Source organism: Vibrio sp. OY15, from assembly GCF_000742455.1.
GTDB classification, from domain to species: Bacteria; Pseudomonadota; Gammaproteobacteria; order Enterobacterales; family Vibrionaceae; genus Vibrio; species Vibrio alginolyticus.
On sequence record NZ_JPIL01000001.1, the window covers coordinates 490,572 to 511,955 of the forward strand.

General features: G+C 43.8%; 7 protein-coding genes. 6 read left to right on the forward strand and 1 reads right to left on the reverse strand.

All coding sequences use genetic code 11. The annotated features are described in order from the left end of the window. Nucleotides 1-45: 45 nt before the first annotated feature. Both IJ23_RS02195 and IJ23_RS02200 read left to right on the forward strand, forming a co-directional pair. Complete coding sequence (locus IJ23_RS02195) at nucleotides 46-1,143, forward strand: hypothetical protein (RefSeq protein ID WP_033905218.1); 1,098 nt, start codon at nucleotides 46-48, stop codon at nucleotides 1,141-1,143. 162 nt (nucleotides 1,144-1,305) lie between these two features. Continuing rightward, the gene (locus IJ23_RS02200) at nucleotides 1,306-2,304 is read left to right on the forward strand and encodes an HAD family hydrolase (protein ID WP_033905219.1); all 999 of its coding nucleotides are present in this window, start codon (nucleotides 1,306-1,308) and stop codon (nucleotides 2,302-2,304) included. A 107-nt stretch (nucleotides 2,305-2,411) separates the two neighbouring features. Here IJ23_RS02200 and IJ23_RS02205 read toward each other — a convergent pair whose 3' ends face one another. After that, a complete protein-coding gene (locus IJ23_RS02205) occupies nucleotides 2,412-3,929 on the reverse strand; it encodes an arylsulfatase (RefSeq protein ID WP_033905220.1) in 1,518 nt (505 codons plus the stop codon). A gap of 247 nt (nucleotides 3,930-4,176) precedes the next feature. Here IJ23_RS02205 and IJ23_RS02210 point away from each other — a divergent pair, with 247 nt between their 5' ends. The 4 genes from IJ23_RS02210 (at nucleotide 4,177) to IJ23_RS02225 (ending at nucleotide 21,384) form a co-directional block, all read left to right on the forward strand. Then, nucleotides 4,177-5,613 carry an arylsulfatase gene (locus IJ23_RS02210; protein ID WP_225455402.1) on the forward strand — a complete coding sequence of 479 codons (1,437 nt, stop codon included), beginning with the start codon at nucleotides 4,177-4,179 and terminating at the stop codon, nucleotides 5,611-5,613. Between the two features lie 152 nt (nucleotides 5,614-5,765). Continuing rightward, a complete protein-coding gene (locus IJ23_RS02215; RefSeq protein WP_033905222.1) occupies nucleotides 5,766-17,906 on the forward strand; it encodes an Ig-like domain-containing protein in 12,141 nt (4,046 codons plus the stop codon). Next, nucleotides 17,903-20,074 (forward strand): type I secretion system permease/ATPase, encoded by a 2,172-nt coding sequence (locus IJ23_RS02220; protein ID WP_050550048.1) that lies wholly within the window; start codon nucleotides 17,903-17,905, stop codon nucleotides 20,072-20,074. Before IJ23_RS02215 ends, IJ23_RS02220 begins: the two co-directional genes overlap by 4 nt. Next, complete coding sequence (locus IJ23_RS02225; RefSeq protein WP_021033865.1) at nucleotides 20,071-21,384, forward strand: HlyD family type I secretion periplasmic adaptor subunit; 1,314 nt, start codon at nucleotides 20,071-20,073, stop codon at nucleotides 21,382-21,384. Before IJ23_RS02220 ends, IJ23_RS02225 begins: the two co-directional genes overlap by 4 nt.

The window sequence follows — 21,384 nt, forward strand, 5'->3', positions numbered from 1 at the left end:
CTACGCCTGCTACAGGCCCGGAAATGAAAGAATATAGGTTATTGAATGCAAAAAATTAAGCTGCTCTCTAAATCATTACTCGTGATCTCGATCGGCATTGCTGCGAGTCAAGCAGCAGTGGCACAAGAAACAACATTGCTAGACCCAGATCAAGTATCGCCGACAACGGTTGTCACTCCACAAGAAGCTCAAATGACACCGGCGCAACGAGTCGAAAAGCTGTCTTATGATGCGCAAAATAAAAAGTTGTCTTCAGAAAAACGTATTGATGCTTTACGTGAGTTAGCCAACTATCCAAGCCAAAATGCATTGGTTGCAGTTGCGCGTGGGTTGCAGGATGAAGATGCAGGTATTCGCGAAGCTGCGATTGTGGGAGCACAGCCATATATGATTGAGCACCGTTGGCGTTTGATTTCACCATTATTGAGTGATGACGCCGCCATGGTGCGAATTACAGCAGCGATTAACCTCGTTCGAGATTACGCCAATTTGAGTTCGGAGCAACAGCAGTCACTTGAGGGGCCTGTTTCAGAGCTGACAGCACACTTGTCCAGTAAGAACGATAATGTTTCCAAGTTATTACTTGCAGACGTTTACCGTTGGCATCGTGATTGGGATAAAGCGGCGCTGATATACCCAGAGTTAACTAAGCTTGAGCCAAACAACCCTCAAGTTTGGTTAAGCTACGCAGACAACTTCCGAACGCAACAGCTAGACCAAAAAGCTATCAACGTGCTTGACGAGGGTATCAAGCTAAATTCAGAAGATGCCTCGCTGCATTATTCTAAATCTCTCGCTTTGGTTAGATTAGACAAAAAGAAAGAAGCGGCGTTTGAAATAGACAAAGCTGCGACGATGGCAAAGACGAACAGTTACTTTTGGTACTTAAATGGTGTTCTGCAAGAAGAGTTAGACTTGAAGAAGTCTGTCAACGCTTTTGAGCAAGCGTATTTGATATCCGGTGCTCCAGAACAATTGTATGCCGTGTGTGACATCTATGTTAGATACGGCAACCCTAAAACGGATGACTGCTTAACAGAGCTAACGAAGGTCGCTCCCGACTATGTTATTGAAGAGCTCAATCAGAAAAAGGGACGTAAAAGTGCCTCTACATCAGTTGAAGCCAATGAATTTAAACTCTAATCGTTAAATTCCATGTTCCTATTTCAATAAAATAGTGAACCAATTTAGTGACAGCGTCACTCTTTGGTGGTCGTTGGATATTTCAGTTCAATATGCGCCTGTTTCACTTGAACTATACTTTTGATTGGATTCGCACCTAGCACCTCAATATAAGGAATTAAGATGGCTATAAAGTTAAAGGCGATTGTCTTAGCAACAGGTTTTGCTCTGTCTAGTTACGCTGTTGCTGCTGATATGCAAGATCCACTTCCGTCATGGAACAACACTGACGCTAAGCAAGCTATTATGGCGTTTGTTACGAAAACAACGACCCAAGGTTCGGATTCCTATGTGCCTGAAAGCCAACGAATCGCGACGTTTGATAATGATGGAACACTTTGGGCAGAAAAGCCTGTTTATCTACAGTTGTTTTTTGCGATCGATAGAGTAAAAGAAATGGCCTCTGAGCATCCTGATTGGAAGACAACCGAACCCTTTGCTTCCGCATTAAAAGGTGACATGGAGGGGATTGGTAAACAAGGACTCGAAGGTGTAATGAAGCTTGTTATGGCAACCCATTCTGGAATGTCTACTGAACAGTTTCATCAAGAAGTTAAGGAATGGTTGAAAACGGCTGTCCATCCAACAACGGGTAGACCATACACTGAAATGGTCTATCAACCTATGCTCGAACTGCTCGACTATTTAAGAGCGAACGACTATCAGACCTACATCGTTTCTGGAGGCGGAATTGAATTTATGCGCGTTTGGGCGCCGGAAGTATACGGCATTCCAACGCAAAACATCGTGGGGACGACGTTAAAGGCGGAATATCAAAGTGTTGATGGAAAACCTACCATCCAACGCATGCCGGAAATAGACTTTGTCAATGACAAAGCAGTAAAGCCTGTGACGATTCAAAACTTCATTGGCAAACGTCCGGTCATGGCGTTTGGTAATTCTGATGGTGATTTACAGATGTTAGAGTGGACGAAAGCAGGTTCAGGTCCAAGATTTTCTGCGATTATCCATCACACGGATGACAAGCGTGAATGGGCGTATGATAAAGATTCTCATGTTGGTAAGTTAGATAAATCGTTTAAAGTAGGTGAAGAGCAAGGTTGGCTATTTGTCGATATGAAACAAGATTGGAATCAAGTGTTTAAAGAGAGCACTAAATGATAATCTTTGTTTGACCATAACTTGCTGCAACCAAACAATTGCAACGAAATAAAAGGCCTCACAATTGAGGCCTTAGTTAATTCCACAATAGCTTCGATACCTAGGGTCTAGTTTCTAGGTTGCTGTGTCATTGTTTCTACCACTTTTTCAATACTTAACGAGCTACCTTTCGTTGCAGGGAACTCCTTAAATGTCTCTAGGAACTTACGCACGATAGCTTGAGCAGGAACGAACATCCACATTTGATCAGCGTAAAAATGTCTGACGTAAAGTGCTGCATCTGGACCGACCTCAAATGGATCCATACGAAGGTTTACAATCAAAGGCCAACTAGGTGTTTTGCGGTATGCCTCATTAATGGCACCCTCCATAACACTGAAGTGGATCTTCCAGTCTTTATAACGAACGGCGTTTAAATTACCACCAGCATCGAAGTAAAAGATTTCTTTGCGTGCGCCTTCATCAGCTTTACCAGTCAGCAGGTCAAGTTGGTTGTAGCCATCTAAATGTGCTTTAAAGGTTTTGCCCGCTGCTTTATGACCCTTCAATAGTTTTTCTTTCACATCAGGTTCGCCCACAGCTGCTAGTAGAGTTGGCATCCAGTCTTCTTGTGAAAAGATATCGTTGATAACCGTTCCTGGTTTAATGTTTCCAGGCCAGCGTACCATCATCGGAACGCGGAATCCGCCTTCCCAAGTCGTACCTTTTTCGCCCTTGAACGGTGTAGTACCACCATCTGGCCAGGTAAATTTCTCAGCGCCATTATCAGTACTAAAAACAACAATGGTGTTATCTGCTACGCCTAGCTCTTCAAGTTTATCAAGCATGACACCTACTTGATCATCTAGGTCCATCATGCCATCGGCGTATAAGCCGTAACCTGACTTCCCTTGATATTCTTCACTCAAATGTGTCCAGACGTGCATACGGGTTGAGTTATGCCAAATAAAGAATGGTTTGTCTTCTTTTACTGCTTTTTCCATAAATGCCAAGCTAGCATCCATGAACTCTCGGTCTACGTTTTCCATACGCTTACGAGTAAGGGGACCTGTGTCCTCGATTTTGCCATCCGCAGTCGCCTTCAACACGCCTCGAGGTCCGAATTTTTTACGAAACTCTGGATCTTTTGGATAAAACTCAGACTCAGGCTCTTCTTCCGCGTTTAAATGGTATAGGTTACCAAAGAACTCATCAAACCCATGGTTAGTTGGTAGGTGCTCATCTTGATCACCAAGGTGGTTTTTACCAAACTGACCAGACACATAGCCGTGATTTTTAAGTAACTCTGCGATAGTAGGATCTTTCGATTGAATACCCTCTTTTGCGCCGGGCATACCAATAGTCAATAGACCGGTACGAAACGGATGTTGACCCAGAATAAATGAGGCTCGTCCGGCAGTACAACTCTGTTGTGCGTAAGCGTCTGTGAAAATGGCACCTTCATTGGCGATTTTATCAATGTTAGGAGTCTTCCCTCCCATCATACCATTGTGATACGCACTAATGTTGTATACACCTACATCGTCACCCCAGAACACAAGGATGTTGGGCTTATCGGCAGCAAAGGCTGTGGACGCAGCTAATGTACCGACCAATGCCATTACCTTTTTAATCGAGTTTCGCATGAAAATCCTCCGCGATAAATGAATCCATTATCGTTATATAACGTTACTAATTGTGTTCATCATGGCGAAGTCGAGTTAGATGACACCAAATGAGACAATGTAGTCAGTTGAATATAGTAGAGGTTTTTTGTTGCTTCCAAGTAATCCCTGTTTTTCAAAAATGTTAACTAACATGGACTAGACTTTAGTGTGTTTTAAGTGTGATAAGACGCACTTACAGGATTGAATTTCAATGAAAGGCGACACTATGAAAAATAAACTAGCAACTATCCTGTTTCTATGTATCCCGTTAGAAGTGGTTGCGGAAGAGACACCAAATGTCGTGGTAATGTTGGTTGATAACCTTGGGTGGGGGGAACTAAGTTCCTATGGGAGTACCAGAGGTGTTGAAACTAAAAACTTAGATCAACTTGCTAGAGAAGGTGTACGCCTTACTAATTTTAATGTGGAACCGCAATGCACGCCAACTCGCTCCTCATTCATGACGGGGAGGCGAGCGCTTAGATCTGGGACAGATAAGGTTGTTTGGGGAGTGCCTTACGGTATGGTGAACTGGGAGATAACCATTGCAGAGAAGTTTAAGGAACAAGGATATAACACGAGCCTTTACGGGAAATGGCATTTGGGAGACCAAAAAGGGCGCTTTCCAACGGATCAAGGCTTTGATGAATGGTATGGCATTGCAAATACGACGGATGAGTCAGAATATAGCTCTCAACCCGGTTATAAAGCTATATTACCTAAACCTCAAATCCTTTCAGCTAGAGCAGGGCAGGATCCTAAAGGGGTCAAAGAATATAATTTGGACTCACGTAGAACGATTGACAGTGAGCTAGTTGAACATGCCACAGATTTTATAAATCGAAATGTGAAAGAGAATAAGCCATTTTTCTCTGTAATTACTTTTACTCAACCACATTTACCGACGCTACCTCATCCTGATTTTATTGGTAAAACAGGCAAAGGAAATTACTCAGATGTGTTAGCTGAGATAGATTTTCGAGCTGGGCAAGTTATTGGTGCAATAGAAAAAGCAGGAATTAAAGACAATACACTAGTGATTTGGTTTTCTGACAACGGTCCAGAGTGGCATATGCCATACCAAGGCTCTAGCGGACCATGGCGTGGTGCGTACTTTACGGCTCTTGAAGGCTCTCTCCGAACACCATTTATTGCCTCTTGGCCTAACCACATCAAACCGGGCAGAGTGAGTGATGAAATTATCCATGTTGTGGATCTATTTGCCTCACTTTCTCATGTCGGTGGATACAAATTACCAAGCGATAGAACAATAGATAGTATTGATCAGTGGGCCTTTTTAAAGGGAGATAGTGAAAAGTCTAATCGAGATGGTTTTATCGTTAACAATGGCTCTGAAACCTACGCTTATAAGTGGGAAAATTACAAGATGCACTTTATTGATCAAGATATCATGCCGGAGAAAGGGCGCCCATTACAGATCCCTGAAATATACAATTTGATTGATGACCCTAAAGAGGAGTTTGATTTAAGAAATAATGCCACATGGTTATTTCCTATCATGATAGGAAAGAGAGTAAAGTTTGAATCTTCCGTTGCAACAAGCTGCGATACGATTCCTTTCCCTGCTCCATTTGGATATAAGCCCGATTGTAGCAAGGGGAATTTCAATCAATTTCCAGTGGATGGGTTACGCCAGAAGTAGTTTATCCCAATGGCTCTTTCTCGCATACATGAGGTATGTTTTTGGTTCAATATCTCATTAGAGCCATTTAGGGCCATGTTTTTTCTAGTTTCATTTGAACAGTCATATTCGTCGACCATACTTAAAGTTCGTTGTTTCATATGGGGCGAATTATGCAGCCAATACTCTACATTCAAATCGGTAATGTTCTTTGGGCGGTTTTAAGTGACGGTTCTTGGATCCAAATGTTGCCCAACGAACAATTAGTTCCAGAAGTAGAGGTGGTTGTTCTTAATACTGACATTCTCGATATTGCATTTAATGAAGATACAACAAGTGAGGATGAATCGAGTTCGAATGATCTTTTAATTGCATCTCAAAACGGTATTGAATCCAATTTTAATCAGAGCGTTCGAGATTTTAGTGAGTCTTCTGGTGGGTTAAGTTTTGTTGCCTATATTCGCGCTGTTTTACCTGAGCAACTCGTTTCTAATGGCTATGTTACTAGGCCAGCAGTGCAAGAAAGAGAGAACCCAACTTCTGAGACTCAGGCTCCTGAGCGGTTGAATCCCGATGCTATATTAACGGTGGATATTCTTGATGGCGGCGATGGATACGAAAACCAGTTTGAAGTTCCTAGTGTCACGATTCAAGGTGACGCACTCAAGATAAGCGATGAGTGGCTTGTTACTATCACCATTACCGATAGCCTCAATAATTCTATTACTGTTACAACGACCGTAGAGAACGAGTCTTATACCCTATCAGGCGTTGATCTGTCTTCTCTTGCCGAAGGGCCGCTTACGGTGACTTCTGTGGTTTCTGACATTTATGGCAATAACCTGAACGCCGTCGATACGACCATTAAAGATACGCTTGCAACGGTGAACGTCAATTTTGATGGTGGAGGGGATGAGTATTTAAATCAGTACGAAATCGCGACTACTCGCCTCGAAGGGACGATTGAAAACATTGAAGATGGCCAGCGTATCCAAGTTACGGTAACCGACTCGTTAGGAGCGGTCATAAACTTAGAAACGGTGGTGACTGGTGGAAGTTGGTCTCTGGACGACGTTGACCTTTCTGGATTGTCTGAAGGTACGCTGACAGTTGTTGCTGAGAGTATTGATATAGCGGGCAACCCTACAACCAGTGAAAACACCATCATCAAAGATACGCTCGCAAGTGTGACGGTGGACGTTGACGATGGCGGAGACGGCTATTTAAACACTGAAGAGCGCCAATCTGTCACTTTGTCAGGGCAAGTCAGTGATGTTGAAAATGGTCAGACGGTTTCTGTCACGGTTCAAGACAGCTTGGGGGTGATGCTCTCGTTCAATACCGTTGTCGTTGATGGTATGTGGCAAGTCGAAGGGGCGAACTTATCCACGTTAGCCGATGGGGCGTTAACCGTATCTGCCTCCGTGAATGATGTGGCGGGCAACCAAGCGAAAGCGATGGATGAGGCTACGACCATAGATGCCACTGCTCCCACCATTGATATCGATACGGATTTTTATATTAGCGGTGGTCTTGCCATTGATGATTTCCGTGAGGGTATAGTCACGGAAATGAGAGGGACAACCAGTGGTGTAGAGCAAGGTTTGGCAGTGACGATTCGGGTAAGTGACGGAGACAGCACGCTGAATTTTACTGGCCTCGTTGATGCATCAGGTTCGTGGACAGTAACCGGAATTGACGTAAACACTCTCAATCTAAACAACACGTGGACCATTGAAGCAGAAGTGTTGGATGCCGCCGGCAACCACGTGGTCGATACCATGCCGACAATAGTGCTACCCGGTTCAACGGTATTTTCTGAAAACATCGTTGGATTTTTTGGTGAGCAAAGCAGCTCGGCAGCCATCAACATAGAAAATGGTGTGCCAGCACTGCATGCAGAGCAACCAAGTTTGAGCGCGCTTACATCGGTCGGTCAATCTATAAATGTTGTTGTTGCAGAAGATGGGTTGAGCTTACAAGGAACATCGACTGACGACCGATTAGTTTTCTCAGCAGAAGTCAATGATGATGGTACGGTTCAAATTACTTTTTATGAAGCGATTGATCATGGTGTAGGTCAAGATGAGCTGGTGACTAACGTATTGGTTGAAAGCATTCAAAGTGATGCTGACGGCACACAAGAGGCTGTTGTGGCTCCCCTAGAAATCGCCATCCTTGATGCCGATCCAGTGATCGAAAATGAGTCATATAGTGTAACCGAAGGCCAAGTCATTTCTGGCAATGTACTGGAGAATGACATTGATATTGATGGTGACTTGTACATTCGATATGTCAGAGCCGGAGGAGAGATCCAGTCTGTCCCTGATGGTGGCTCAGTAAGTTTTAGTCTAGAGAAGGGTGAATTAACCGTATTTTCAGATGGCTCTTGGCAGTTGAATGCCAGTCGCAACTTAGATCACACGGTTGAGCAAAGTCTCGTTTTTGATTATCTCGCAGCCGATGATTCAAAAGATTACGGTGTAGCAACCGCAACTATCGACATTATAGATGGCCAAGCGGGTTATGTAGGCAGCGCTACTATAAACGCAGCAGAAGTACCTCTGGGAGAGGCATTATTAACCACCGAAGGCAGTGTTAATGTGATTGCTGGCTCTGATAACCCTGATCCGACTAGTTTGTATTTTGGTGGGGCATCCATTACTAAGTTAGAGGCATTAGGGCTTACAAGCTCAGTCTCTGATAATGAGCTTAGCTACACGTTAAGTTCCAGTGGAAAGCAAATCACAGCATTTGCCAATGGTGTCACTGTATTTACGTTAACATTGAGTGGCATTGAGTCGGGTAACGATGTACTAGCTTCAATCTCGCTTACTCTTGATCATCCTATCGATCAATTCAATAGTAGTGATACGGTCACTTTCCCGCTGATCATTGGAGGGACAGATCTAGACTCCACACCGCTTGTAGAGAATGAAATTGATTTCGTGTTGAAAGATGGTGTTGATCCTACGTTGAGCAACTTGACTGTCGTTGCAATGGAAGAGATTAATCTAGAAAGTGGGGCAATCTTTAAGACTGGGAGCCTTCAACTCGATATCGGGAGTGATTATGTTGACTCTCTTCGATTTAGCGAATTAAACCAGCCCACATTAGTGAGTAGTGAAAGTGAGTTGCTTTACCGTCTGTCTGATGACGGTACGACAATTACTGGCTATATCTTAGAAGGTGGGGTGGAAGTAAATATTTTTCAATCGAAACTATTGTCCACATTACCTTTAGAGTCTAGTAGTGAAATAGAGTATTCCTTTGAATTATATCGCTCTTTCGATCTGTCAAAAGATCAAATCCTGGATATACCATTGTTAGTTAATGCAACAGATTCAGACGGTGACACCACCTCCGTAACACTGGATATTACCTTAGAGGCAATAGAAGGTTTGAACGATGATGCCTCTTTAACAGTAGATATTCTTGATGGTGGTGATGGATACGAAAACCAGTTTGAAGTTCCTAGTGTCACGATTCAAGGTGACGCACTCAAGATAAGCGATGAGTGGCTTGTTACTATCACCATTACCGACAGCCTCAATAATTCCATTACTGTTACAACGACCGTAGAGAACGAGGCTTATACCCTATCAGGCGTTGATCTGTCTTCTCTTGCCGAAGGGCCGCTTACGGTGACTTCTGTGGTTTCTGACATTTATGGCAATAACCTGAACGCTGTCGATACGACCATTAAAGATACGCTTGCAACGGTGAACGTCAATTTTGATGGTGGAGGGGATGAGTATTTAAATCAGTACGAAATCGCGACTACTCGCCTCGAAGGGACGATTGAAAACATTGAAGATGGCCAGCGTATCCAAGTTACGGTAACCGACTCGTTAGGAGCGGTCATAAACTTAGAAACGGTGGTGACTGGTGGAAGTTGGTCTCTGGACGACGTTGACCTTTCTGGGTTGTCTGAAGGTACGTTGACTGTTGTTGCTGAGAGTATAGATATAGCGGGCAACCCTGCAACCAGTGAAAACACCATCATCAAAGATACGCTCGCAAGTGTGACGGTGGACGTTGACGATGGCGGAGACGGCTATTTAAACATTGAAGAGCGCCAATCTGTCACTTTGTCAGGGCAAGTCAGTGATGTTGAAAATGGTCAGACGGTTTCTGTCACGGTTCAAGACAGCTTGGGAGCGATGCTCTCGTTCAATGCCGTTGTCGTTGATGGTATGTGGCAAGTCGAAGGGGCGAACTTATCCACGTTAGCCGATGGGGCGTTAACCGTATCTGCCTCCGTGAGTGATGTGGCGGGCAACCAAGCGAAAGCAATGGATGAGGCTACGACCATAGATGCCACTGCTCCCACCATTGATATCGATACGGATTTTTATATTAGCGGTGGCCTTGCCATTGATGATTTCCGTGAGGGTATAGTCACGGAAATGAGAGGGACAACCAGTGGTGTAGAGCAAGGTCTGGCAGTGACGATTCGGGTAAGTGACGGAGACAGCACGCTGAATTTTACTGGCCTCGTTGATGCCTCAGGTTCGTGGACAGTAACCGGAATTGACGTAAACACTCTCAATCTAAACAACACGTGGACCATTGAAGCAGAAGTGTTGGATACCGCCGGCAACCACGCGGTAGATACCATGCCGACAATAGTGCTACCCGGTTCAACGGTATTTTCTGAAAACATCGTTGGATTTTTTGGTGAGCAAAGCAGCTCGGCAGCCATCAACATAGAAAATGGTGTGCCAGCACTGCATGCAGAGCAGCCAAGTTTGAGCGCGCTTACATCGGTCGGTCAATCTATAAATGTTGTTGTTGCAGAAGATGGGTTGAGCTTACAAGGAACATCGACTGACGACCGATTAGTTTTCTCAGCAGAGGTCAATGATGATGGTACGGTTCAAATTACTTTTTATGAAGCGATTGATCATGGTGTAGGTCAAGATGAGCTGGTGACTAACGTATTGGTTGAAAGCACTCAAAGTGATGCTGACGGCACACAAGAGACGGTTGTGGCACCGTTAACGATTACTATTTATGACTCTGATCCGGTGATTAGAGATGACACATACTCAGTCGTAGAAGATCAAACAATTACGGGCAATCTACTTGAAAATGATATTGATCTTGATGGAACACTTTATGTGAAATTTGTAGAGGCTGGCGGGGAGCAGAAGTCAATTCTAGAGGGGGGATCCGTAAGTTTTAGTTTAGAAAAAGGCGAATTAACCGTATTTTCTGATGGCTCTTGGCAGTTTGATGCAGGTCGAAACCTAGATCATTCGGTCGAGCAAAGTGTTTCTTTCAGCTATTTAGCTGCAGATGACTCCCAAGACTATGGCTTGGCTAACGCGACCATTGATATTAGTGATGGACAAGCAGGTTACGTAGGCAATGCGACTATAGACGTAACAGAAGTCCCTTTGGATGGCCCGATATTGAACTTTGAAGGAACTGTCAATATTGTCGCGGGATCTGACAACCCTGATCCGAGTAGTTTGTATTTCGGTGGGTCATCTATTACTAAGTTAGAAGCATTAGGGCTTACAAGCTCAGTCTCTGATAATGAGCTTAGCTACACGTTAAGTTCCAGTGGAAAGCAAATTACAGCATTTGCGAATGGTGTCACTGTATTTACGTTAACATTGAGTGGCGTTGAGTCGGGTAACGATGTATTAGCATCAATTTCGCTTACTCTTGAGCACCCTATCGATCAATTCAATAGCAGTGATATGGTCACTTTCCCGTTGACCATTGGTGGCGTAGATTTAGATGCCACACCGCTTGTAGAGAATGAAATTGACTATGTTCTAAAGGATGGCGCAGACCCAACTTTAAATAATTTGAATGGGGTAGAAGTAAAAGAATCTGATCTCGCAAATGGAAGTGTGTTGAGCTCAGGGAATTTTCAAGTTGAGGTTGGCAGTGATTACCTCGAATCTTTGTCGTTCATCGTCTCTGAACAACCCTTGTTGACGAGTGGTGAACAAGTTGTGCTTTATCAAGTCTCTGCGGATGGCAAAACACTTGATGGTTATATTCTTGACGAAGATGGGCAAACTCAGATTCCCATCTTTCAAGCTACCCTCAATGCTTCATTACCTATTGATGCAAATAGCGACATTACCTACTCCTTTGAGCTTTTTCAGGCTCTCGACCAACAAGAAAATACTGATCCAAACGTGCCTCTCGTTGTTACTGCAATGGACTCAGACCAAGATAACACGTCGGTCGTTTTAGACATTAATGTGATAGATAACGACAATGAACAAGCGCTAATCAATAGTGGCAATGTCGAGTTAACCGAAACACCTGTCGATACAAACATTGCTCCTGATGGTGTTTCAGCCATAGCGAATACGGATGTGATAGTTACGTCATCATTCGATCCGATTGTGTATCTGGGTGTTGACATAAATGATGGAGATACTGTCAAAACTACGCTTGGTGATGCTGTTACTTATAACGGAGAGGCTGCCACTTGGTACGATAACAATGATGGAAGCTTTGACGCAATTTCAGACACTGGAGACGTTGTATTTAGGGTCACGTTACCTAGTGACTTCTCTTTGCCATCAAATGATACGTCTACCGTTAATGTAACTGTAGAGCTTTATCACTCGCTTGACCATGTTTTAGGTGATGGGACGCAATTGTCGATCTCTATGCCCATCGTGGCGAGAGATTCTGATGGAAGCGAGATCTCTACGGAGTCCAACATACTGGTCTATGATGGCTTGTTTCCGGAACTAGTAATTACAGAGGGAATCACAGTCAATGAAAGCGGGTTGAATGATGATTCGCTTGATTCTGGCATCGAGGGCTCGTCACCATCCATTACGCTATTACAAGGTTCAGACTCTATCGCCAGTGTGAGCGTGAATATCGATATGTTCAATGCGCTCGGCTATAAAACAAGTAGTGGTAGCCTGGTTTCGCTTGATTCACCGGACTCGAATGGTTGGTTATATGCAAGAGATGAAAGCGAGCAAGACGTCTTTAGAATTAGATTTAATACCGATGGGACTGCCGAGTTTGATCTATACCGTGCACTTGAACACGATGAACCTGACGGTGTTCCAGCGGACGAGAACACATTAGAACTCAGTTTTTCAATTTATGCCGTTGATAAGGATGGCGACCAGTCTGAAGCTGAGACATATACCGTTAGTGTAGTAGATGATATCCCTGAAGACACAAGCTCACCAATAGAAATTGAACTTACCGAGGGGGATGAGTTTTCGGGAAACTGGTTTAGCAATAATGCCGACTTAATCAGTTCAGATGGCACGTTGATTTCAAGTTTGACCTATGCAGGTGAAACATACGATACGGCGAGTTCGGTATTTAGCAATGATGCTTGGACCATCGATTTAATCAATAGTAGTGATGGTAACTTAAAATATGGAACGCTGACTATTGCTCAAGATGGGACATTTACGCTAACTACCGAGCTTATTGTTAATACGCCTGTAGGTGGTTTGCTTGATGATCTAACGATAACTGTGACGGATGCAGACGGTGACCAAGCAAGCAGTGAAGCTCAATTAATTCTTGATGATGCTAGGGGCTTTATTCGAACCGTTAATGTAGATACGTTAGAAGATAATGGCGCGAATAATAGTGGAGACCCTACGCCAGTCGCGTTACCGATTAGAGTTTCTCCTGGGGATACGGAGAATAATGAGCGTGTTGAAGCGATAAGGATCTCTGTTGAATCTCTACAAGGAGGGGCTCTGTTTTTAGACGGAGCGCGCCTTGAAGATGATGATAATGACGGATTTATTAGTCTTTCTGGTACAGAGCTAATGGGGGTGGGTATATTCACTGTTCCAAATGGTGATCTCACTTATCAACCAGCACTAAACCTGTCGGGCAACACTATCAAAGTTTCGTTAGCAGTGTCTGCATTAATCGTATCTGATGTCGAACCAGATGGTTTTGTATTACAAGGCAATAATACGTTAAATGTTAACGTTTTACCGGTTGCAGATTTGCCAGAGTGGTCTAATGATTCGGACTTTTCTTATCAAAGTGTTGAAGATTCCGCTGAATCACTTTCACTCAATATTGTCGCTGAAAAGTTTGACCAAGACGGTTCTGAAACGCTCCACTACCAAATTTCGAATATTCCAGATGGACTTATATTAACACTTAACGGAAGTGCTATTGAGGAAGGGAAAGCGTATAGCCAATCCGAGTTAGATCAAATTGAAATCACATCTAACGAAAACTTAGCCGGAAGATTTACTTTTGATGTAACGGCAGTAACGACTGAGTCGGGTAGTGTGTTTGCCGATGAGCAAGATAAAACAGCGGAGATCACTGAGCAAGTTGTTATCGATATATCTCCAGATGCCGATGTGCCTACGCTGACCGTTAAAAACATTCAGGGGCTTGAAGACCAAGCGATTGACTTAAAAGAGTACATCTTAGGGCGGCTCACTGACACAGATGGCTCGGAGTCTCTGTCTTATCGCATAGAAGTTCAAGATGGTTGGACATTGCCTGTCGGAGCTGGGATTACGCTTATCGGTATTAATACCTACCTAGTGACCTCCAATGCTCTAGCCAATTCGGAGGCGTTACTTCAACCAAAATCGGATATCAGCTCATTTACTGAATCTCTATCCCTTCAAGTAACCGCCATTTCAACAGAGTCGACTATTGATGGCTTAGCACCTATTAATGAAACCGCCGAGAGCCAATCTGCAACCATTGACATTAAGCTAAAAGGCGTGGTCGATGAACCAATTGTTCTAGATGGTGGACAGGGGAATTGGCAATATGATCAAGCGACTAAAGTAATTAGTAATCTCTCTACGTTAGACGAAGATAACCTGATACAACTGGATTTTATCATCCAGACATCAGACGACGATCTATCAGAAGAAATTAATATCTTGCTTCAGAACATCCCTGTGGGAACACAACTGACAGATGTAAATGGTGACCCTATTGTTCTTCCAATTGCTTACGTGGACCCAATAACGGGGCCAGTTTATCAGGTCTCAAACGCTGTTCTTGAAAACACTTACCTCAAAACAGAGCAAGATTTTAGTGGAACACTGAGCATGGATGTTATCGTCGTTTCAACAGAGCCGGATGGTGATTCTGCTGAAACCCCTCTTAAAGTGGAAATGGAAATCTCACCTATTGTTGATCAAACTGACGGTCAAGAATTACAAAGCAATGGTATTGAGGACAATTTCATCACACTAAATCTTGAGCCTGTCGTTAATCAAGATATAGATTCTAGTGAGTCCTTGACAGGATACACCATTGTATCCATTCCAGATGGCTTAACACTTTACTTTGATGGTAATGCAGTAGAGGAAAGTAATTTACCGTTAGAACTCAATGAACTACTCGATGGTAGCTCGGCAACATTATCTGAGTTGTTAAACAGTGGACGAATCACTGTAAAAGCTAATGAAGACCTAAGTGGGACGTTTAGCCTGGAAGTTCAGTACGAAGTGACAGACACGTCTCCTACGCTGGAGACTGATGTAAAGGCAATCAACGGTTCTTTGAGCGTCGTGGTTTCTGGAAAAGTGGATATTGGTAATGAAGATATTGACAAAACACGTTTAGAAGGTGCGACTGAAGTATTCACAAGTACCGATGGGTCTGCTGTCGACGTGAGTGGAGGCATTACATTTACAGAAGCGGATATTGATGGTTCAGAGTATCTCGATTACATCGTTTTACAGATACCGCAGGGTCAAGACCTCATTGTTACTCATCCGAACGGTGCTTCTCAAGATGCCGATGGGAACTGGCTGATTCCAATGGAAGGAATCACAAGTGATAGCGTGTTGGAAACCGCTCAAGATTTGCTTGCTAGCGCATCGATTTATAGCCCATCTAACACAGAGATACTTGATGTGAATGTGTTAGCGTATGTTCGAGATGGAACGGATGCTCAATACATCACTGGTCAGTTCCAAATTCAAATTACTGGCCATGAAGGAGATGGAGACCAGTGTGCTGATCCTGGTGAACCAGGAAGCGTTCAAAGTGGGGATATTGTAGGTAAAGAAGGTGAAGATGTCTCAATTGGGGCGTTTTTAAACCCTGATGTAGCGAGTAGTGACGGTAACTTAGTTTCCTTCTTTGTCGCCGCAGATTCTTTACCTGAAGGAGTCGAGCTTACTGGCGAAGGTGTGATACCTGCTTATGATAATGCGGGCAATCTGTTGGGTTATTCAATTTCTAGCGCTGGATTGTCTTCCTTGACGCTTACTGGCGTGGATGAGGACTTTGCTGGATGCATTACTTTCAATTTAGAAGTGACAGAAACGGCCCCATGCGATGGTGACTCGAAAACAACCGCTCAGACCATTACGGTACAAATCTCTCCTGTTGTCGATGATATCGCGATAGCACCAAGCCAAGTTACGGTTCAAGAAGATACTATAACCAACCTGAATCTTGCTCTTGTATTGGGCGATAGTGAAGGGCCAATGCAGTCCATTACTGGAGAAGGTGACGCAGCGACTGGCCTTGAAAGTGTCAATTGGGTTTCTTTATCTGTGTCTGACGAGAATGCGCGGTTTACTGCCGTGGACCCGAGCCTACTCATTGACAACGGTGATGGAACATGGGTAGTGACAGATGTTACGCGTCTAAACGAAATTCAGTTAATCCCACCTGAAAACTACAGTGGAGAGCTTGTTATTTCCGTTGACGCAAACATTACTGATGAAGTCACGGGAAGTTGTTTAAGTACTGACAGTGCGAAAGATACTCAAACTAAATCAACAGAAGTTACCGTTACCATTGCCCCAGTGGTTGATAAAGCGGTTCTGGAAACAGAAGACGTAGTTGGTAATGAAGATAATTATATTTATTTAGGAAACTTATCTGCATCATTAATCGATCAAGATGGTTCTGAGTCGATGTCTTTGGTCATGACAGGAGTGCCAGACGGAGCCGTGTTGGTTTGGGACAATAATGGGACGTTCGAATTACTCCCTGATAACGGTTCAACGGATGGTGAGAGCAAGGAGTGGCAGCTAACTCAAGCACAACTTGATAAGGTTTACTTTCTACCGCCACTAGATTTTAGTGGGGATATTTCATTAACACTGCAAGCTATTACCCAAGAGTCTGGATCAAACGACTATAACTATACCACTTCTCAGTTCAACGTCGGCGTAAAACCGATTGGCGATGATGTATCGTTGAATACAACCTCTAACACGTTCACTGGAGATGAAGGTGATTCCATTTCGATTGACTTTTTAGCGAGCGGTTTTGAAACAAATAGCAACGAATATATAGAAGTGTCGATGTTGATCAAAGCAAGCTCTGAACCCTCTGCATTGGAAGGCTTAGGTAGGATTCGTATTGGAACTCAATTCTCATCCTTTACCTTCGATGACGCGGGCAATGCCGTGGCGACGGTATTAGTGCGAGCAAATGAAGTGTCAGGTTTGGAGTTCATTCCGAAGGATGCATTTGGAACGATGGATGTTGCTCTCAATGTTAGAACGTTTGATCAAGCGATAGTGTCAGAGACACTCGAAACCGATTTTGGAGATGTGCAAACTACCGATCTAACCATTGTTGTTACCCCTGAAGCTGATGAGCCAACACTAACGGCCGATTATCAGTCTATTGTGTCTGAAGCGTCTGGGAGTATTCCTTTGGGGTTGAGCATGAATTTAGTCAATCCTGCACCCGAAGAGTTTGGAAGTGTGGAGATTCGCGGATTACCAACAGATCTAGAGTTGAGTCATGGTGAAAGATTGAACGGCATTTATACTGTTGATCAAGAGGATGTCGCTGATCTTTCCATCGTTGGCGGGTTTAGCGGTGCAAGTGATTTTACGTTGTCGATAAAACCGATTGCAACACTGGGTGCTACAGTCGCAGAAGGTGCTGCTCAGACAGTCAATGTTACCTTAGTGGAAGAAGGGGGCCAAACATTACTTGCGACAGATGCTAATGATTTGCTTATTGGAGGAAGTGGCAGCGATGTATTCCAGTTTGACAGTTCAGGGCTCGGTAACGAGTTAAAGCCCTCGTACGATGTGATCAACGATTTCCAAATATCCGTTATTGGTGATGATAATGACACAATTGACATCGCCTCGATAATCACCGCTACCTCGATAACAGAAGTCGATAATAAGCTCGATTTAACAGAGAATGATGATGGCGTAACGCTTCACATAAAACCAGAAGAGACGGGGACAAAACAACAGATTCTTATGCAGGGCGTCACTCTTGATCAGCTTTACAAAGGTGACTCGACTGGCGTAGCCGAAGAAAATGTCTTACAGAAGATGATTGATGACAACAACTTGCTAGTAGGTGGTATGTCATGAAGCATCACTCATCCTCATCAAGTGAGCTGACTAACGATCCTTGGGGGCAATCGTTAACTTGGTTGATGCGTTATTTTGAGGTTAGACACCATACAAAAAAGGTGCTTTCTGGATTACCTCTTGTTGAGGGTAGATTGGATAGTGACTTATTCATCAGAGCCGCTGAGCGAGCCGATCTTGAACTCACATTAATCGATTTAAAATCCACCGCAATGTTGAGCTTTCCATTGGTGGGAATCAATAGGAAGACGTTACAACCCGCTATTATATCTGAGCGACATAACAGCGATTATCAAGTCACGTTATTTAGTGAAGATCAAGGTGAAACGCAATACGTCACGAGCGAGGAGCTGCATAATCAATTCCAGCCTCAAGCATGGCAAGTTTCTATGCGTCCAGAGTTGGACAAACGGATAAGTTCTATTCAAGCGGATTATAATGAACATTGGCTTTTCGCCGTAGTGAAAGAAATGTCTCCGTGGTATCGAGATCTTTTGATTGCCTCTTTCCTTATCAATACGCTAGCGCTAGTTATTCCGCTTTTCACTATGAACGTTTACGATCGTGTAGTGCCTAATCAAGCTTTCAGTACATTATGGGTTTTGGTCGCTGGTGTCTCCGTCATCATTATTTTTGATTGGCTATTGCGTAAAGCAAGGGGAGTTGTCACTGATACCGCGGGTAAGTACATCGATAACAAGCTTTCTTCGATACTTTTTTCTAAAGTTATGGGGATGAAACTTGAACACCGTCCTGCATCAGTCGGTGCATTCGCTCGACAACTACAAGATTTTGATAGTGTTCGCGATTTTTTTACTTCTGCATCTCTTGTGACCTTAGTTGATCTCCCATTTACGTTGTTATTTTTAGTCTTAATAGGTTGGCTAGGTGGGGCAATGATGTTCATACCTATTGCCGTCATGTTTATCCTGCTGATCCTTGGCTTTGCGGTAAAAGCAAAAATAGAACAATCACATACGGAAAGTGCTGCACTATCCATGAAGCGACAAGCTCACTTGTTTGATTCATTGTCCTCTTTAAAAGAGATTAAGCAAAATAACGCTACGGGAGAAGCACAAAAGCGTTGGGAGCAGACGGTATCCATGCTTTCTGATTGGCAAAATCAATCGCGAAACTATTCGAATATCGTTGCTTACTCCATTCAATCTAGCCAGCAGATAATTACCGTAATGTTACTTGTAACAGGCGTGTACAGAATTTCTGAGGGATTGCTCAGCATGGGGGGGCTCATTGCTATTGTCATGCTTAGCGGTCGTGCTGCAGGGGCGATTAACCAGTTAGCTATGCTGTTACTTCGCTATCAACAGACAAAAACAGCGGTTGAAGGCTTAAATTCTATCATGTCTTTACCTCAGGAGGTGCAACGCAGTCAGGTCATTACGTCTGCCGAATTTACAGGGAATATACGTTTAGAAAACGTGAGCTTCCAATACCCAGATGTTGATATGCCATGTTTGAGAGATATTAATCTTACTATCAAGCAAGGCGAACGCGTTGGCGTTATTGGTAGTGCAGGAGCAGGAAAGTCTACACTCCTTTCTATTATTACCAATCAACTCAGTGCCTTACAGGGTAGCGTTTATTTTGATGACATTGACAGTCAGCTTTGGCCCGCCGAATTGATAAGAGAGAAAACGGGTTGGGTTGGCCAAGATTCGCATCTTATATACGGCAGCATTATGGAAAACATAGTATTAGGACATCATGTTATTGATCAAGAACGTTTACGCCGTGCGATAGAATTATCGGGTTTGAACCAGTACATGAGCCGCCTTCCTCATGGTCTAGAAACGCAAGTCGGAGAAGGAGGGCGTTATTTGTCGGGGGGGCAAAGGCAAGCTGTAGCGATTTCAAGAGCGTTTTATCGAAACCCTGCAGCATTAATTTTAGACGAGCCAACCAGTTCCTTAGACCAGCCAGCTGAGAATGCGTTGTTTAATGCTCTTAAATCGTTGCCGCACTCGACGACGATGATTATTAGCTCTCATAAACATTCCTTATTATCGCTTTGTGATCGAATTGTTGTGCTTGATAAAGGCACAATTTTGAGGGAAGGAGCGCCCCAAGAAATTTTTGCTAAACAACAGTCTAACGCGAAAACGAACAGAGTACGCGCAGTATCAATTGTACGCGAAGGAGGTCAATGATGAGCACAGTTCGTTGGAGTAATGCTCATTTAGCAAACCGTTCGAGAACGTTGATTTGGTTGTCTGCCGCGTTAGTGCTAAGTGTGATTATTTGGGCCTCGTGGGCGAGGTTAGACGAAGTGGTTGTCGGCGAAGGAAAGGTTGTTCCTACTTTGTCTGTTCAGACGATTCAGAGCTTAGAGGGAGGCATTCTAAAGGAGTTACTTGTCATGCCTGGTGAAAGCGTCACTAAGGGGCAAACCATCGCTATTCTGGATGATACAAGGTTTAAGTCGACCTATTCGGAGACCTCTGAACAAGTTGAATCTTTGCTCGCCAGAAAGCAGAGGCTTCAAATTGAATTAGAAACGGTAAAAGTGAATAGCCTCCAACTGGATTGGAAACAACAAGTGAGTATCGAGCCTCAGCCATTTGATATTTCGATGACCGGCCACTCTGCCTATCTGAATGCCAAAGCAAACTATCTTGAGCGGTTGAGCCAACTGGAGTCTGAGCTGGAGGAGGCTAAATTGCGAATTGAGCAACAATCGCAAGCTTATCTAGATACCTTGAATACCATTCAAACACTAAAAAGCAGTCTGGTTATTGTCTCGAAAGAGCGAGATATGTTGAGAGAGGTGGTTTCTAGTGGCGCGGTGGCTGAAGTGGAATTATTAAAACTGAATAGAGACGTTATAAAGCTCAAAGGAGACATCGCGAGTTCACAAGCTGCTGCCCAAAAGCAAAGGGCTGTGTATTCTGAATCCATCGCAGATTATCGTGGTACTGCGCTTGCTTTTAGGGCAGAGGCACAAGGGCAGCTCAATGAAGTTGTGACGCAACTAGCGCAGCTCAATGAAAGTCGTCAGGCGATTGCGGATCAGTTGAATCGAACGCAGTTACTTTCTCCGGTCGATGGAACCATCAAAGATGTTTTTGTCAGAACCATCGGAGGTGTGGTTAAGCCGGGTGAGCCTATTTTAGAAATAGTCCCTCGTAATAGCACGTTAATCGTTGAAGCGAGAATTTCTCCTCAGAATATCGCCTTCATAAGGCCTGGCCTGCCGGCAACGGTAAAGTTGTCTGCCTATGACTTTGTCATTTACGGAGGCCTAGAAGGAGAAGTGACCTACGTAAGCGCCGATGCACTTCAAAATGAAGAGGGCAATGCCTACTACCGTGCCAACGTTACTTTCAAGGTTGATGATAAGTTTACGATCATCCCGGGAATGCAGGTTGTGGTAGACATTCTTACAGGAGAAAAAACAGTACTGAATTATTGGTTAAAACCTATATTACGTGCGAAAGAGAATTCGCTCAGAGAAAGATAG

Coding starts and splice junctions, on each gene's coding strand:
- IJ23_RS02200 (WP_033905219.1), top strand. CDS start 1,306: ATGGCTATAAAGTTAAAGGCGATTGTCTTAGCAACAGGTTTTGCTCTG.
- IJ23_RS02205 (WP_033905220.1), bottom strand. CDS start 3,929: ATGCGAAACTCGATTAAAAAGGTAATGGCATTGGTCGGTACATTAGCT.
- IJ23_RS02195 (WP_033905218.1), top strand. CDS start 46: ATGCAAAAAATTAAGCTGCTCTCTAAATCATTACTCGTGATCTCGATC.
- IJ23_RS02215 (WP_033905222.1), top strand. CDS start 5,766: ATGCAGCCAATACTCTACATTCAAATCGGTAATGTTCTTTGGGCGGTT.
- IJ23_RS02220 (WP_050550048.1), top strand. CDS start 17,903: ATGAAGCATCACTCATCCTCATCAAGTGAGCTGACTAACGATCCTTGG.
- IJ23_RS02225 (WP_021033865.1), top strand. CDS start 20,071: ATGATGAGCACAGTTCGTTGGAGTAATGCTCATTTAGCAAACCGTTCG.
- IJ23_RS02210 (WP_225455402.1), top strand. CDS start 4,177: ATGAAAAATAAACTAGCAACTATCCTGTTTCTATGTATCCCGTTAGAA.